Source organism: Citrobacter sp. CRE-46 (assembly GCF_059615875.1).
The window spans coordinates 4,551,996-4,567,668 of the sequence record NZ_CM184341.1; the positions used below are offsets into that span (position 1 = coordinate 4,551,996).

General features: G+C 53.5%; 13 protein-coding genes. 5 read left to right on the forward strand and 8 right to left on the reverse strand.

The annotated features are described in order from the left end of the window. Positions 1–5 precede the first annotated feature (5 nt). The 3 genes from AC534G_RS22125 to mgtL all read right to left on the reverse strand — a co-directional run bounded on the left by AC534G_RS22125 (position 6) and on the right by mgtL (position 4,484). Complete coding sequence (locus tag AC534G_RS22125; protein WP_110496137.1) at positions 6–983, reverse strand: TRAP transporter substrate-binding protein; 978 nt, start codon at positions 981–983, stop codon at positions 6–8. 375 nt (positions 984–1,358) lie between these two features. Next, a complete protein-coding gene (gene mgtA / locus AC534G_RS22130) occupies positions 1,359–4,067 on the reverse strand; it encodes a magnesium-translocating P-type ATPase (RefSeq protein ID WP_069324770.1) in 2,709 nt (902 codons plus the stop codon). A 144-nt stretch (positions 4,068–4,211) separates the two neighbouring features. Further along, positions 4,212–4,484: a mgtA regulatory leader peptide MgtL gene (gene mgtL / locus AC534G_RS22135; protein ID WP_353655520.1), complete on the reverse strand. Its 273-nt coding sequence runs from the start codon at positions 4,482–4,484 to the stop codon at positions 4,212–4,214. Between mgtL and treR the strand changes: the two genes are divergently transcribed. The 5 genes from treR (at position 4,456) to nrdG (ending at position 11,813) form a co-directional block, all read left to right on the forward strand. Further along, positions 4,456–5,403: a trehalose operon repressor TreR gene (gene treR / locus AC534G_RS22140; RefSeq protein ID WP_038636723.1), complete on the forward strand. Its 948-nt coding sequence runs from the start codon at positions 4,456–4,458 to the stop codon at positions 5,401–5,403. The two genes, mgtL and treR, sit on opposite strands and share 29 nt — an antisense overlap. Before the next feature lie 156 nt (positions 5,404–5,559). Continuing rightward, entirely contained in the window at positions 5,560–6,978 is a 1,419-nt protein-coding gene (treB, locus tag AC534G_RS22145; protein ID WP_038636721.1) for a PTS trehalose transporter subunit IIBC, read from the forward strand. A 49-nt stretch (positions 6,979–7,027) separates the two neighbouring features. Next, complete coding sequence (treC, locus tag AC534G_RS22150) at positions 7,028–8,680, forward strand: alpha,alpha-phosphotrehalase (protein ID WP_110496138.1); 1,653 nt, start codon at positions 7,028–7,030, stop codon at positions 8,678–8,680. A gap of 409 nt (positions 8,681–9,089) precedes the next feature. Then, the gene (gene nrdD / locus AC534G_RS22155) at positions 9,090–11,228 is read left to right on the forward strand and encodes an anaerobic ribonucleoside-triphosphate reductase (RefSeq protein WP_038636715.1); all 2,139 of its coding nucleotides are present in this window, start codon (positions 9,090–9,092) and stop codon (positions 11,226–11,228) included. 120 nt (positions 11,229–11,348) lie between these two features. Continuing rightward, the gene (gene nrdG / locus AC534G_RS22160; RefSeq protein WP_110496139.1) at positions 11,349–11,813 is read left to right on the forward strand and encodes an anaerobic ribonucleoside-triphosphate reductase-activating protein; all 465 of its coding nucleotides are present in this window, start codon (positions 11,349–11,351) and stop codon (positions 11,811–11,813) included. 21 nt (positions 11,814–11,834) lie between these two features. Here nrdG and AC534G_RS22165 read toward each other — a convergent pair whose 3' ends face one another. The 5 genes from AC534G_RS22165 to AC534G_RS22185 all read right to left on the reverse strand — a co-directional run bounded on the left by AC534G_RS22165 (position 11,835) and on the right by AC534G_RS22185 (position 15,649). Continuing rightward, a complete protein-coding gene (locus AC534G_RS22165; protein WP_110496140.1) occupies positions 11,835–12,356 on the reverse strand; it encodes a toxin-antitoxin system YwqK family antitoxin in 522 nt (173 codons plus the stop codon). Next, a complete protein-coding gene (locus AC534G_RS22170; protein WP_110496141.1) occupies positions 12,356–14,320 on the reverse strand; it encodes a type VI secretion system Vgr family protein in 1,965 nt (654 codons plus the stop codon). The genes AC534G_RS22165 and AC534G_RS22170 overlap by 1 nt, the downstream gene beginning before the upstream one ends. Positions 14,321–14,346: 26 nt before the next feature. Beyond that, complete coding sequence (locus tag AC534G_RS22175; RefSeq protein WP_038636706.1) at positions 14,347–14,628, reverse strand: type II toxin-antitoxin system RelE family toxin; 282 nt, start codon at positions 14,626–14,628, stop codon at positions 14,347–14,349. Then, complete coding sequence (locus AC534G_RS22180) at positions 14,618–14,866, reverse strand: type II toxin-antitoxin system Phd/YefM family antitoxin (RefSeq protein WP_038636704.1); 249 nt, start codon at positions 14,864–14,866, stop codon at positions 14,618–14,620. Before AC534G_RS22180 ends, AC534G_RS22175 begins: the two co-directional genes overlap by 11 nt. A 147-nt stretch (positions 14,867–15,013) precedes the next feature. Beyond that, positions 15,014–15,649: a hypothetical protein gene (locus AC534G_RS22185; protein WP_110496142.1), complete on the reverse strand. Its 636-nt coding sequence runs from the start codon at positions 15,647–15,649 to the stop codon at positions 15,014–15,016. Positions 15,650–15,673: the final 24 nt, after the last annotated feature.

Here is a 15,673-nt window from a genome sequence, read left to right on the forward strand (position 1 = left end):
ATGAATTACTTCACATCCTGAATACGTTTGATCAAATCCTGGTGGTCTTTACCGTAATTATCCCGCACTGACTGCGTGGCTTTATAGAAATAGTCCGTATCAATATCGTGGAACTGAACGCCATTGGCTTTCATAGTTTCCTGAGATTTCGCATTATATTCTTGCCAAAGTTTGCGTTGTTCAACCTGCGCTTCTTTGGCGAGCTTAATAATGAGTTCCTGGTCTTCTTTTTTCAATTTATCCCATTTGGCTTTGGAAAACAGAAAAAGCTCAGGAATAATAAAGTGTTTGCTCCAGGTATAGTTTTTAACGACCGGTAAATAGTTGTGCGCAACAAATGTTGGCGGGTTATTTTCCGTACCATCAATAACGCCGGTCTGCATACCGCTAAACACTTCGCTGACACCCATCACGATGGCGTTAGCGCCCATCGCCTTTAAGGTATCCAGCGCTATCGGACTCCCTTGAACACGGATTTTCATACCGTGTAAATCTTCCGGTTTCACCACCGGATTTTTGGTAATCAGGTTGCGCGTCCCGGCGTCCATCCAACCCAGGAATACCAGCCGCGATTTCGTATTGGCCGTCAGGCGGTCGCCAATCTCCTGACCGATCATGCCGTCAAGGACCTTATGCATATGGTCTTCATCGCGAAAGATATACGGCAGGGTAAATACGTTAATTTCAGGAAGAATAGCGGCAACAGGCGTCATTGAGACGCGAATAATATCGATAGCGCCTAATTGCGCCTGCTCAATCATCTGTTTTTCATCACCTAACACGCCACCTGGAAATGTTTTAATCTCCAGACGGCCATCGGTCGCGGCGCTGAGTTTCTCCCCCATATGTTTCACTGCGACGACGTTCGGGTAATCAGCCGGATGCACATCCGCGGCGCGAAAAGTTTGTGCCAGCGTTGCATGACTCGCCAGTAATACGGACGCGCCAATACACAGACTTAACAGGTTTTTTGTCAGTTTCATTTGTCCTTCTCCAGAAGTTCATAATATCCATTAACAGGAATAGCTTGCAGAGCAAATGACTGCCGGAATTAAAACGGGCAGCGAGAAACTTTCTTAACGACGTTACCTGCGCAGACTAGCTGGTGTAACAATTTATTTCGATGACTGCGTTCACAAAAAATCGCAGATGCTAATAATTTTTAGCACAGTGTTTCATTTTTGCAACGCAGATCGTTTTATTGATAAAAAAACAACGCAAAGAAGGCGATTTGATACTAATTCCCTCAGTTAGCATTTCAATAAAAATAAAACACTACTATTTCGCGAGAATATCTTTCGAATGAAAAAGAGAAATGCAGGATGGTATTTACACCATCCTGCTGAGAAGTTTGATGTTTACTGCCAACCGTAGCGACGGCTATAAAAACCTTTCACTAATTGGGTCAATGTCATGTAGCCCGCCAGAATCGCAATCAGCCACGGGAAGTAGCTCAGCGGCAGCGCCTGCAATTGCAGATAGCTGGCCAGCGGCGAGAACGGCAATGCAATGCCCACCACCATCACGACCAGCGTCATTAGCATCAGCGGCCATGCGGCGCGACTTTGGATAAACGGCACGCGACGGGTACGGATCATATGCACAATCAGCGTTTGCGACAGCAGGCCCACCACGAACCAGCCCGACTGGAACAACGTCTGATGCTCTGGCGTATTGGCATGGAAGACAAACCACATCAGGCAAAAGGTCAGAATGTCAAAGATCGAGCTGATCGGCCCAAAGAAGATCATAAAGCGGCCCAGTTCGGCGGGATTCCAACGCTGGGGCTTTTTGATCTGCTCTTCGTCGACGTTATCAAACGGAATCGCCACCTGGGATACATCATACAGCAGGTTCTGAATCAGTAAGTGCAGCGGCAACATCGGCAGGAACGGTAAAAAGGCGCTCGCCACCAGCACGCTAAACACATTACCGAAGTTAGAACTGGCCGTCATTTTGATGTACTTCAACATGTTAGAAAAAGTACGGCGTCCTTCGATCACCCCTTCTTCCAGCACCATCAGGCTCTTTTCCAGCAGGATAATATCCGCCGCTTCACGTGCAATATCGACCGCGCCATCAACAGAGATACCGATGTCCGCCGCGCGCAGCGCCGGGGCGTCGTTGATGCCATCGCCCATAAAGCCAACCACGTGGCCTTCACGCTTGAGCAGCGTGACAATGCGCTCTTTGTGCATCGGCGTCAGGCGGGCAAACAACGTAGTGCGCTGAGCAAGCGTTGCCAGTTCGTCATCGCTTAATCCTTCAATGCTACTGCCAATCACCACATCGCCCGCATCCAGCCCCACTTCATGGCACACTTTTGCCGCCACCAGCTCGCTATCGCCGGTGAGAATTTTCACCGTAATACCGCTGGCTTTCAGCGCCTTCAGCGCCGGCGCGGTGGTCTCTTTCGGCGGATCGAGGAACGCGATATAGCCTTCGAGGATCAGATCCGACTCATCAATACGCTGGTAATCACCTTCACGCGCGGGCAGGTACTTGGTGGCCACCGCCACTACGCGCAGCCCCTGACGGTTCAGCGTATCGGTAACGCGTTTCACCCGACGCAGCATGCCCTCATCCAGGGGGACAATCTCGCCGTTGTGACGCACCTGGGTGCAGACGCTGAGGATCTCCTGCAGCGCGCCTTTGCACACCAGGTGGTGCACATCCGTTTCTTCCGCCACCACCACCGACATGCGGCGACGTTCAAAATCAAACGGGATCTCATCGATTTTCTGCCAACGGGTAGAAAGCTGGCGGGCAGATTCCTCATCCACGCCTTCCAGTACCGCCGTATCCAGCAGATTCTTCAGCCCGGTCTGGTAATGGCTGTTCAGCCACGCGGAATGCAGAACGTGCTCGCTGGGTTTGCCGGAAATATCTGTATGATTCTCCAGCACAATTTTATCCTGGGTCAGGGTCCCGGTTTTATCGGTGCACAGGATATCCATCGCGCCAAAGTTCTGGATGGCATCAAGGTGCTTGACGATGACTTTCTGTTTAGACAGCTTCACCGCCCCGCGCGCCAGCGTCGAGGTGACGATCATCGGCAACATTTCCGGGGTCAGCCCCACCGCAACAGACAGCGCAAACAGCGCCGCCTCCCACCAGTCGCCTTTGGTATAGCCGTTAATGATGAGCACAATGGGCGCCATCACCAGCATAAAGCGGATCAGCAACATGCTGACGCGGCTGATCCCTTTCTGGAAGGCATTCTGCTCGCTTTCCTGCTCGCTGACGCGCCCCGCCAGTTGCCCGAACCAGGTATTGGCTCCGGTCGAAATCACGATAGCCTGCGCCGTGCCGCTCACCACATTGGTCCCCATAAAGCACAGAGTATCGCACTCCAGCGGGTTGCTTTGCTGCGGGTCGCGGCTGGTTGCGACTTTCTCCACGGGCAGCGATTCACCGGTCAGCGAAGCCTGCGCCACAAACAGATCGCGCGCCTGGACGATACGTAAATCCGCCGGGATCATATCCCCTGCCGCCAGCTTGATGACATCACCGGGTACCAACTGGTCAATCGGCAGTTCAACCCAACCGTTCTCGCCTTTTTCGTTGATAACGCGCAGCACCGTGGCGGTGTTGCTGACCATCGCTTTCAGCGCATCTGCCGCTTTGGTGGAACGCGCCTCCTGCACAAAATTCAGCAGCGTCGAGATGGCGACCATCAGCGCGATTACGCCAGCAGCAAACAGATCCTCAGTGGCATAGGAAATGGCGCCAAGAATGGTCAGCAGAATATTAAACGGATTGCGGTAGCAGACCCACAGATGCACCCACCACGGCGACGGCTTCTGCGCCGGCAACTGGTTTTCGCCATGGATTTCGCGGGCGCTCTCGACCTCTGCGGCGTTTAATCCTTCCGGATGTGCGCCAAACGTTTTCCACAGCGCGGCTTCGTCCATCAGCGCCATTTTCAGGCAATGTTCGCTCAGCGAGGGCGGGATCGGTGTGCTGGCAACGGTCTGCGCATTGGGCAACGGGTCGCGATGCACCAGACGATGTGGTAAATGGCGGTTAAGCCGGGCAAACAGCTGGCGAGTCATATTTTTGAACATAGGCAGTCCCCCTGCGCCAGTCTTAACAGGCGCAGTAAATCTTTCAGGCGTGGCAAAGCCTTGCCTGATGGCAATTTTAAAATCACAACAGGGACGTCAGAACGTCACTGTCTTACGCATCCGGTAAGACAGTGAAAGACAGGCTTACCGGAAAGTTGTGTTTCTCCGTCTCGGGAGAGGGGTGGGATCGGGATCCATATAGCCTCCGGTAAGTGAATGATAAGCGCTGCGGATTATACGCAGAAAACCATAAGGTTTGTGGCAATTATGGCGGTATGATAAAGCATAGAAACTAAACCAAACGTATACCAGACTTTGCCCATTGCACTGTGCTTGAGTAAAGTTATTCTCTTTTGGCATAACTTCACACGCGACACGGGAAAACATGATGCAAAATCGGCTGACCATTAAAGACATCGCCCGCTTAAGCGGCGTGGGGAAATCCACGGTTTCCCGCGTTCTCAACAACGAAAGCGGCGTCAGCGAACGTACCCGTGAACGCGTCGAAGCGGTGATGAATCAGCACGGTTTTTCCCCTTCCCGCTCCGCACGCGCCATGCGTGGGCAAAGCGACAAGGTGGTGGCGATTATCGTCACGCGCCTGGATTCTCTTTCAGAAAATCTCGCCGTGCAGACCATGCTGCCCGCTTTTTATGAACAGGGTTACGATCCGATCATGATGGAAAGCCAGTTCTCGCCTGAACTGGTCGAAGAACATCTGGGCATGCTCAGACGCCGTAATATTGACGGTGTGGTGCTGTTTGGTTTTACCGGCATTACCGAAACGATGCTCACCTCCTGGCAGGATTCTCTGGTGCTGCTGGCCAGAGATGCCAAAGGCTTTGCCTCCGTCTGCTATGACGATGAGGGCGCTATTCATACCCTGATGCAGCGTTTATACGATCGCGACCACCGCCATATTAGCTTTCTTGGCGTCCCCCATAGCGACGTGACCACCGGTAAGCGCCGTCATGAAGCCTACCTGGCATTCTGTAAGAAACACAAACTGCATCCGGTTGCCGCACTACCGGGCCTGGCCATGAAGCAGGGCTATGAGCAGGCCGCCAATGTCATCACCCCGGAAACCACCGCCTTAGTCTGTGCGACGGATACCCTTGCCCTTGGGGTCAGCAAATATCTGCAGGAGCAGCGGATTGATAATCTGCAGTTGGCGAGTGTGGGCAACACACCGCTAATGAAATTCCTCCATCCGGAAATTATCACCGTCGATCCCGGTTACGCCGAAGCCGGACGACAAGCGGCCTCGCAGCTGATCGAGCAGATCAACGGCCGTAGCGAACCGCGACAAATCGTTATTCCCTCCACCCTCGCCTGATCGCTTTCTGAGCGCTAATTTGTGATCTTCGCTGCGTTTCGGGAACGTTCCCGTTTTTAAATATTCATCGAAGATATACTCTTGCGCCAACAACGCGGGAGTTGCCGGATGGCGACCTAACGCGTCTCATCCGGCCTACGGGGAATACACGTCATCATGAGCAAAATAAAACAAGCAGACATCGACCGGCTGATTGAGCTGGTAGGCGGGCGCGACAATATCGCTACGGTGAGCCACTGCATCACTCGCCTACGTTTTGTGCTGAATCAGCCTGCGAATGCCAGGCCAAAAGAGATAGAGCAGTTGCCGATGGTCAAAGGGTGCTTCACCAACGCCGGGCAGTTTCAGGTGGTGATTGGCACCGAGGTGGGCGATTACTACAAAGCGCTGCTGGCGACCACCGGCCAGGCCAGTGCCGACAAAGAGCAGGCGAAAAAAGCCGCGCGGCAGAACATGAAGTGGCATGAACAACTTATTTCTCATTTTGCAGAGATCTTCTTCCCTCTGCTGCCAGCACTGATTAGCGGCGGCTTGATCTTAGGTTTTCGCAATGTGATCGGCGATCTGCCAATGAGTAACGGGCAGACGCTGGCGCAGATGCATCCGTCGCTGAAAACCCTCTACGACTTCCTGTGGCTGATTGGCGAAGCGATCTTCTTCTATCTGCCTGTCGGGATCTGCTGGTCAGCGGTGAAGAAAATGGGCGGTACGCCGATCCTCGGTATTGTGCTGGGTGTGACCCTGGTTTCGCCGCAGCTGATGAACGCCTATCTGCTCGGTCAACAGGTGCCGGAAGTGTGGAACTTCGGCCTGTTCAGCATAGAGAAAGTGGGCTACCAGGCGCAGGTTATTCCGGCCCTGCTGGCCGGTCTGGCGCTTGGATTTATTGAAACGCGCATGAAACGCATCGTCCCGGATTATCTGTATCTGGTGATCGTCCCGGTGTGCTCGCTGATCCTCGCGGTATTCCTTGCGCACGCGTTTATCGGTCCGTTTGGCCGCATGATCGGCGACGGCGTGGCGTTCGCGGTTCGTCATCTGATGACCGGCAGCTTTGCGCCGATTGGCGCGGCACTGTTCGGCTTCCTGTATGCGCCGCTGGTGATCACCGGCGTACACCAGACCACGCTGGCTATCGACATGCAGATGATCCAGAGCATGGGCGGTACGCCGGTATGGCCGCTGATTGCGCTGTCAAACATCGCTCAGGCTTCTGCGGTGGTCGGCATCATTATCTCCAGCCGCAAACACAATGAACGCGAAATATCAGTACCTGCGGCGATCTCGGCTTATCTCGGGGTAACGGAACCGGCGATGTACGGGATCAACCTGAAATACCGCTTCCCGATGCTGTGCGCGATGATCGGCTCCGGTCTCGCTGGTCTGCTGTGCGGCCTGAACGGCGTGATGGCGAACGGCATTGGCGTCGGCGGCCTGCCGGGCATCCTCTCCATTCAGCCGACTTACTGGCAGGTGTTTGGCATGGCGATGGTCATCGCGATCGTTATCCCGATGGTACTGACCTCATTCGTCTACCAGCGTAAATACCGTCAGGGCACATTACAGATTGTGTAACTTTTCTTCGGGGCGCAGTTGCGCCCCATCGTATCTCCAGGAAACAGCAATGAATATTCCACACTGGTGGCAAAACGGCGTTATCTATCAGGTGTATCCCAAGAGTTTTCAGGACACCACCGGCAGCGGCACGGGTGATTTGCGCGGCGTAACGCAGCGCCTCGGCTATCTGCAAAAGCTGGGCGTGGACGCTATCTGGCTGACGCCGTTCTACATTTCGCCGCAGGTTGATAACGGCTACGATGTCGCCGACTACATGTCAGTTGACCCGGCTTACGGCACGCTTGCAGACTTTGACGAACTGGTAGCAGCGGCGAAAGCGCGCGGCATACGCATTATTCTGGATATGGTGTTTAACCACACCTCAACCCAGCACGCCTGGTTTCGTGAGGCGCTGGATAAAGACAGCCCGTATCGTCAGTTTTATCTCTGGCGCGACGGCGAACCGACCACCCCGCCGAACAACTGGCAGTCAAAATTTGGCGGCAGCGCCTGGGGCTGGCACGCCGAAAGCGAGCAGTATTATCTGCATCTCTTTGCCCCGGAGCAGGCCGACCTGAACTGGCAAAACCCGGCGGTACGCGCCGAGCTGAAAAAAGTGTGCGAGTTCTGGGCCGATCGCGGCGTGGACGGCCTGCGCCTCGACGTAGTCAATCTTATCTCCAAAGATCAGGACTTCCCGAACGATCCCGACGGCGATGGCCGCCGTTTTTATACCGACGGTCCGCGCGCGCATGCGTTTTTACGCGAGATGAACCGCGACGTTTTCACCCCACGTAGCCTGATGACAGTCGGCGAAATGTCTTCCACCACGCTGGAAAACTGTCAGCAATACGCCGCGCTGGACGGTAGCGAACTGTCGATGACCTTTAACTTCCACCACCTGAAGGTGGATTACCCCAACGGTGAAAAATGGACGTTAGCCAAACCGGACTACGTGGCGCTCAAAACTCTGTTCCGCCACTGGCAGCAGGGCATGCACAACGTCGCATGGAATGCGCTGTTCTGGTGTAACCACGATCAGCCGCGCATCGTGTCGCGTTTTGGCGATGAAGGGAAATACCGTGTGCCCGCCGCCAAAATGCTGGCGATGGTGCTGCACGGTATGCAGGGCACGCCCTATATCTACCAGGGGGAAGAGATTGGCATGACCAACCCGCACTTCCGCCAGATTACCGATTACCGCGATGTAGAAAGCCATAACATGTTCGCCGAACTGAACGGGCAGGGACGCGATGCCGAAGAGTTGCTGGCAATCCTCGCCAGTAAATCCCGCGATAATAGCCGCACGCCAATGCAGTGGGATGCCAGCCAACACGCGGGCTTCACCGCGGGCGAGCCGTGGATCAATCTGTGTGACAACGCAGCCGAGATCAACGTTGCAGCGGCGCTTGATGATGCTGATTCTGTGTTTTACACCTATCAGAAGCTGATCGCCCTGCGTAAAACGGAGCCGGTTATCACCTGGGGCGATTACCAGGATCTGTTACCAGACAGCCCACACGTATGGTGTTATCAGCGCGAATGGCAAGGACGGCGGCTGCTGGTCATAGCCAACCTGAGCGATACCTTCCAGAACTGGCAACCGACGCATGCCGACGGAAACTGGCAGGTGCTGATGCACAACTATGCCGAGGTCGCCAGCCAACCCGTTGACATGACGCTGCGCCCTTTTGAAGCCGTCTGGTGGGTGCAAAAATAGCTTGCAATGATGTTCGGGCCCGGTACGCATAGCGTGGCCGGGCGTTGTCGCCTACGCTCAGCTTACCTTCCTGTTTTTGCTGAATAATTAATCAGAATTTTCCAGGGGTAATTTACAATCGGCTGTAGCGCCCGTCATCTGTACGCTCCGATTTTTACTTTGCGCTACATCAAAAAAATCGTAAACATCCTTGATGCAAATCACTACATATAGAACTTAAAATGCACGCCGACCCAATATGTTGTATTAATCGCCTATAATTGCTACAACTACAATGCACCGCTTCACGGTGGAATTGTGGATAACGTGGGTCAGGATTGCGGGAAGTCATTGGCAATAGAGATGAATAAAGCCATGGCCGCTTCCCCAACCTCTGTGGATAACCTGTTCTTATAAATATGGAGTGATCATGACACCGCATGTGATGAAACGAGATGGCTGTAAAGTGCCGTTTAAATCAGAGCGCATCAAAGAAGCCATTCTGCGTGCAGCTAAAGCAGCGGGAGTCGATGACGCAGATTACTGTGCCACCGTCGCAGAAGTCGTTAGTAGCCTGATGAATGAGCGCAGCCAGGTCGATATCAACGAGATCCAGACAGCGGTAGAAAACCAGCTGATGTCTGGCCCGTACAAACAACTCGCCCGTGCGTACATCGAATATCGCCACGACCGTGATATCCAGCGTGAAAAACGTGGCCGTCTGAACCAGGAAATTCGTGGTCTGGTTGAGCAAACCAACTCTGCTCTGCTGAACGAAAACGCCAACAAAGACAGCAAAGTGATCCCGACCCAGCGCGACCTGCTGGCCGGTATCGTCGCCAAACACTATGCACGCCAACACCTGCTGCCGCGTGATGTTGTCCAGGCGCACGAGCGTGGTGATATTCACTATCACGATCTCGACTACTCGCCGTTCTTCCCGATGTTTAACTGCATGCTGATCGACCTGAAAGGCATGCTGACGCAGGGCTTTAAGATGGGTAACGCGGAGATTGAGCCGCCAAAATCCATCTCTACCGCGACCGCCGTGACCGCGCAAATTATCGCGCAGGTTGCCAGCCATATTTATGGCGGTACTACCATTAACCGTATTGATGAAGTTCTCGCGCCGTTCGTGACCGAGAGCTTTAATAAACATCGCAAGACCGCTGAAGAATGGCAGATCCCGGACGCTGACGGTTATGCCCATTCCCGTACCGAAAAAGAGTGCTACGACGCATTCCAGTCCCTTGAGTATGAAGTGAACACCCTGCATACCGCCAACGGTCAGACGCCGTTCGTCACCTTTGGTTTTGGCCTGGGCACCAGTTGGGAATCGCGTTTGATCCAGCAGTCTATTCTGCGTAACCGCATTGCTGGCCTCGGTAAAAACCGTAAAACCGCGGTGTTCCCGAAACTGGTGTTCGCGATTCGCGATGGTCTGAACCACAAGTTTGGCGATCCGAACTACGATATCAAGCAGCTGGCGCTGGAGTGCGCGAGCAAGCGTATGTACCCGGACATCCTGAACTACGATCAGGTGGTCAAAGTCACCGGTTCGTTCAAAACGCCAATGGGCTGCCGCAGCTTCCTCGGCGTCTGGGAAAACGAGAACGGCGAACAGGTTCACGATGGTCGCAACAACCTCGGCGTTATCAGCCTCAACCTGCCGCGTATCGCGCTGGAAGCCCATGGCGATGAAGCCACCTTCTGGAAACTGCTCGACGACCGTCTGGTGCTGGCGCGTAAAGCGCTGATGACCCGTATCGCGCGTCTGGAAGGCGTAAAAGCCCGCGTTGCGCCCATTCTGTACATGGAAGGTGCCTGCGGCGTGCGTCTGAAAGCGGACGATGACGTGTCTGAGATCTTTAAAAATGGTCGCGCCTCTATCTCTCTGGGCTACATCGGCATTCATGAGACCATCAACGCGCTGTTTGGCGACAAACATGTCTATGACAGCGAGCAGCTGCGCGCCAAAGGTATCGCCATTGTGGAACGTCTGCGTCAGGCGGTCGATCAGTGGAAAGACGAGACCGGCTATGGCTTTAGCCTGTACAGCACGCCGAGTGAAAACCTGTGTGACCGCTTCTGCCGTCTGGATACCGCCGAGTTTGGCGTGGTGCCGGGCGTAACCGACAAAGGTTACTACACCAACAGCTTCCACCTCGACGTGGAGAAAAAGGTGAACCCGTACGACAAGATCGATTTCGAAGCGCCGTACCCGCCGCTGGCGAGCGGGGGCTTCATTTGCTACGGCGAGTACCCGAATATTCAGCACAACCTGAAAGCGCTGGAAGACGTTTGGGATTACAGCTATCAGCACGTGCCGTATTACGGCACCAACACGCCAATCGATGAATGCTACGAGTGCGGCTTTACCGGTGAGTTCGAGTGCACCAGTAAAGGCTTCACCTGCCCGAAGTGTGGTAACCACGACGCCGCGCGCGTGTCGGTCACCCGCCGCGTGTGCGGTTATTTAGGCAGCCCGGACGCACGTCCGTTTAACGCCGGTAAGCAGGAAGAAGTGAAGCGCCGCGTTAAGCATTTAGGCAATGGGCAGATCGGTTAATATCCGTTTGCAAAGGCCGTAGGCCTGATAAGACGCAATCGCGTCGCCATCAGGCATCACAATGTTGCCGGATGCGGTGCAAGCACCTTATCCGGCCTACATGCTTTCTGGACATCCTCTATGCGCTACCATCAATACTATCCTGTCGATATCGTCAACGGCCCAGGAACCCGATGCACCCTGTTTGTGTCAGGGTGCGTGCACGAATGCCCCGGTTGCTATAACAAAAGCACCTGGCGGCTCAATTCCGGCGAACCGTTTACCAAAGAGATGGAAGATAAGATCATTGCCGATCTGAACGACACGCGTATTCACCGTCAGGGTATTTCGCTGTCGGGCGGCGATCCGCTGCATCCGCAAAACGTGCCGGATATTCTGCAACTGGTACAACGTATTCGCGCTGAGTGTCCGGGGAAAGATATCTGGGTATGGACCGGCTACACGCTAGATGAACTCAACGCCGCACAGATGCAGGTGGTCAATCTCATCAATGTGCTGGTAGATGGCAAATTTGTGCAGGACCTCAAAGACCCGGCGCTGATCTGGCGCGGTAGCAGCAACCAGGTCGTGCATCATTTGCGATAAAATCACTCAGGAGAGGCGTGTTCACAGCCTCTCCGTCCATTTACTCATTCGCGATTGCGCTTTACCACGGGCATCAATGGCACGCCCATCCGGCAGCCAGCGCTCCGCTTCCCCTTTCAGTATCCCCTTTTCATAACAGAGACGCTGGGCAAGCGAGCCGTCCGGATAGAACTGTTCGCTGAGTTGGTGACGCAACCCCTGACTCCACTGCTCACGCTGCTGTAGCTGCCCGGAAGGATAAAAGCTGCGGCATTCGCCGTGCAGCAGGCCGTCAAGCCACTGCTCTTCTCGCAGTAGCTCGCCGTTTTCCGAGAAGTAACGAGCAATACCGTCCGGCCTGCCCTCACGATACGCCTGCTGCATAGCTAGCTGACCGTTAGGATGCCAGCGCTCCATTACCCCATGCAGCGCCCCCTGTTGATATCGCAAAACTGCCAGCAGGCGTCCGTTCTCTTCAATTCTCGTCTCGCCGTTTAGCTGGTCGTTCGCAAGATTTGCCCGTAGCAGGGTGTTATCCAGGTGATATTCCTGCATATCGCTCATCAGTTAATCTTCACCAGGCCACCTTTAATCATCAGCATCCCGCCACCATCCACCGTTTGGGTCGCGCTGGCTTTGCTGGTGAGCGTGGCTTTTGCTTCGTGGCTGATGGTTGCGGCTTTCTGGGTCAGCGAGGCTTTCGCTTCACTGGCTATGCTGGTGGCATCCAGCTTCATGCTGCCCGACGCGCTGGCGTTAAGACCCGACCCGCTCTTGATGTCCAACGTTTTACCGCTCTCGAGAGTTAGCGTACCGCTGACCTTAATCGTCAGGTTGCCATCGACGTTCAGCGTGTAGTTGCCCTTTACCTTATGCGTCTCGTTGCCGTCGATGACGTGCTCCTGATCGCCTTTCACCGTCACGCTGCGCTTCTCTTTTACCTCCAGTGTGTCGCTGCCTTTTTCGATTTTCACCGCACGATTGCCTTTTTTTAGGGTGACGGTTTCGTTGCCCTCTTCAACGGTACGCGTGCGGTCGTTTTTGACGTTCTGAATGTCGTCATGGCTGATAGTCGTTTTGCTGTCGTTAAGAACGGTAAGCTGGAAGTCTTTTTGCGCCTGCATCGCCAGCAGCTCGGCATCTTTTTTGTCGTCGAAGCGTAGTTCGTTGAAGCCTTTTTCACTTTTGGTTTTAATGCCCGACTGGGTCTGGTTCGCCGGAAGTGCGTACGGCAGCGCATTCGCGCCGTTGTAGACGCAGCCGGTAATCAGCGGTTTATCCGGGTCGCCGTCGATAAAGCTCACCACCACTTCCTGACCGATGCGCGGGATAAACTGCGCGCCGAAGCCGTTGCCGCTCCACGCCGTCGCCACCCGCAGCCAGCAGGAGCTGGTTTCGTCGCTTTTGCCCTCTCTGTCCCATGGGAACTGCACCTTCACCCGACCAAGTTTGTCGGTCCAGATCTCCTCGCCGCTTTTACCCACCACCGTCGCCGTTTGCGTATGCATAAAGGGCTGTGGCGTCACGGCGAGGGGGCGATACGGCGTGGCCTTTGGAATAGCAGTGAAGCGGTTGCGATAGCGTTCACCGTCGTACTCGTGGCTAACGGCGGTGATTAGCCAGTCGATGTTCAGAGATTTGTCGTCATGATCGGTTAGCGTAAACCAGTGCCCGGCCATCAACGCCGCGCAGTCGCTTTCACCGACCAGCTGTTTCGCCTGCGCTTTCAGGGCGTTAACCTTCCACGCCGTCAGCGCGTCGCCTTCGGCTTTAACGCTAAAACGCCCCGGATGCTGATACTGCATACCGCCCTTCTTCTCGCCCGTCTGCGAAAACAGCGCAGCTTTTGGTTGTTCGTAGTTAAAATCGCTGCTCTGGAAGCCCTGGGCGGTGGCCTGTAAATGCAGTTCTGCCGAGCGAATCATCCCGGTTTCCCGCTCGCCGCTTGCTGTGGCCTGATACTTGACCTTTTTATCGCCAGCAATCGGCGGGAAGGCGCTGTTGTCATCCGCCAGCACTAGCGTGTGCTTGCCTGCCTCGTGGGTAAAGAACCAGAAGATCCCCTCCTGCTCCAGCAGCCGCGAGACAAAATTAAAATCGCTTTCGTTATATTGCAGGCAGTATTCCCGCTTCGCCGGTTTGCTTTTCAGTTGAAATTTGTAGTCGCTAAACCCGGCGTCTTTAAACACCTGCTCGACGATCTCCTGCGCGCTGAGGTTCTGAAACACGCGGTTGTTACTGGCAAGCGTCAGCCACCACAGCCACGGGCGCAGCACAAACTGGTAGCGATCGGCATTACTGGTCGCCGGAAGCTGGCACGCCTCGGCAATCAGCCCGTCGTAGCTGGCGTTGTTGATGGTGGCGGTCAGATGGGTGGCCAGCGCGCTGTCTAAGGTTAACGGCGCGGAGGTGGTTCCCGCGACGGTGGCGGTGGTCAGGCCGTTAAGTTGGGATTCGGTTTGCGCTGTTGTGGCGGTTAGGCCGGTCAGGGTTGGGGCGGTGAGTTTGATGATAGTGGTATCGGGCATGGGGAAGTCCTTTTTCAACGATAGCGCTAGCGCCGGTTAGCCTGATGATAAACCTCATCGCCATCACGTCTGCCCACGGCGATCACAAGAACGACAACCTGCTCGTCCTCGACCTGATAGACCAGACGATACCCGGCACTGCGTAGCTTGATTTTATAACGGTGTAATTTGCCAGACAGGCGGGCGGCAGGGACATGAGGGTTCTCTAGCCGTTCCGCTAGCTTCTTTTTGAACTGCTCGCGTAATGTGGGTGAAAGTTTGCGCCACTCCTTGAGCGCAATATCTAAAAACTCCAGACTATAGGTCATTTAAAGACACCTGTATTCGCTTTCCACCTTCACGTTCGTCGGCGATACGGTTCAGCTCCGCATCTTCTGCCAGCTCCAGCAAATACGCATAGACCGCAGGCGGCACGCAGTAAAACGCTGGCTCATTGCGGTTCAGAATCGCCACCGCTTCACCTTCCCCTGCGTTAACCGTCCCCATCGGGTTACGTTTCAGGTCGGTGATGCTGGCTGCGGTTTTGGTCAGTATGTGAAATGGCATGGTTGTTTCCTCGTTAATGAGGTTTTAGTATAGGCCACAAAAGGTACTTTTAAAAGCATCATTAAAAATGCTTTTACTACACCAAAACCATGGCATTATGGTCTGTTGCCCGGTTAACGGCGCGGAGGTGGTTATAATTAAATTCATTCACTCGTCATAAAAAGATGTTTTACATGGAAAAACATCATATAATTTTTCATATTTATTACTAACTGGGGAGTGATATACCCCAGAATAAAAAACCTTCCATTTATTTTCATGGTGTACACATATAGGATAATATGAAAAATAGCCATCACCAAATTTCTTTTCTTTTAAAAATTTTTCACCAGAATAAAAAGGGCCAGCATAATCCCTATATTCCACTCTACAGACGCATTCTCCCTGCACAGTAATTTTACCTAATGATGTCCCATCTGAATCATGAAAAAAGATAAATTTTCTATCATTTTTATTTACCTGTAATGCACAACCATTCATTCCTGTTGATATGGCCAACGCTCCATTATTTTGAGGAATTGGAACCTCACAACTTCCAACCCCTCCCAATCCATTGGTAACAAAGGGGAAATACCAATCACTACCGGAGTTATTTGTTAATATCAACTTATATATTTTATCTTTTACTTTAACACACTTCACACTACAATTCCCTGAATTTAAAATTACACCTTTAGCAATATCGACAAGAAAAACATACTGTAAGAGTGTCGACTCAGGGTTCGTTCGTAACAAGGCAAGTTTCGTATCACCATCATCAACATCCCATTTAAATGGCCACATATTATTCTCCTTTTATAGATACAA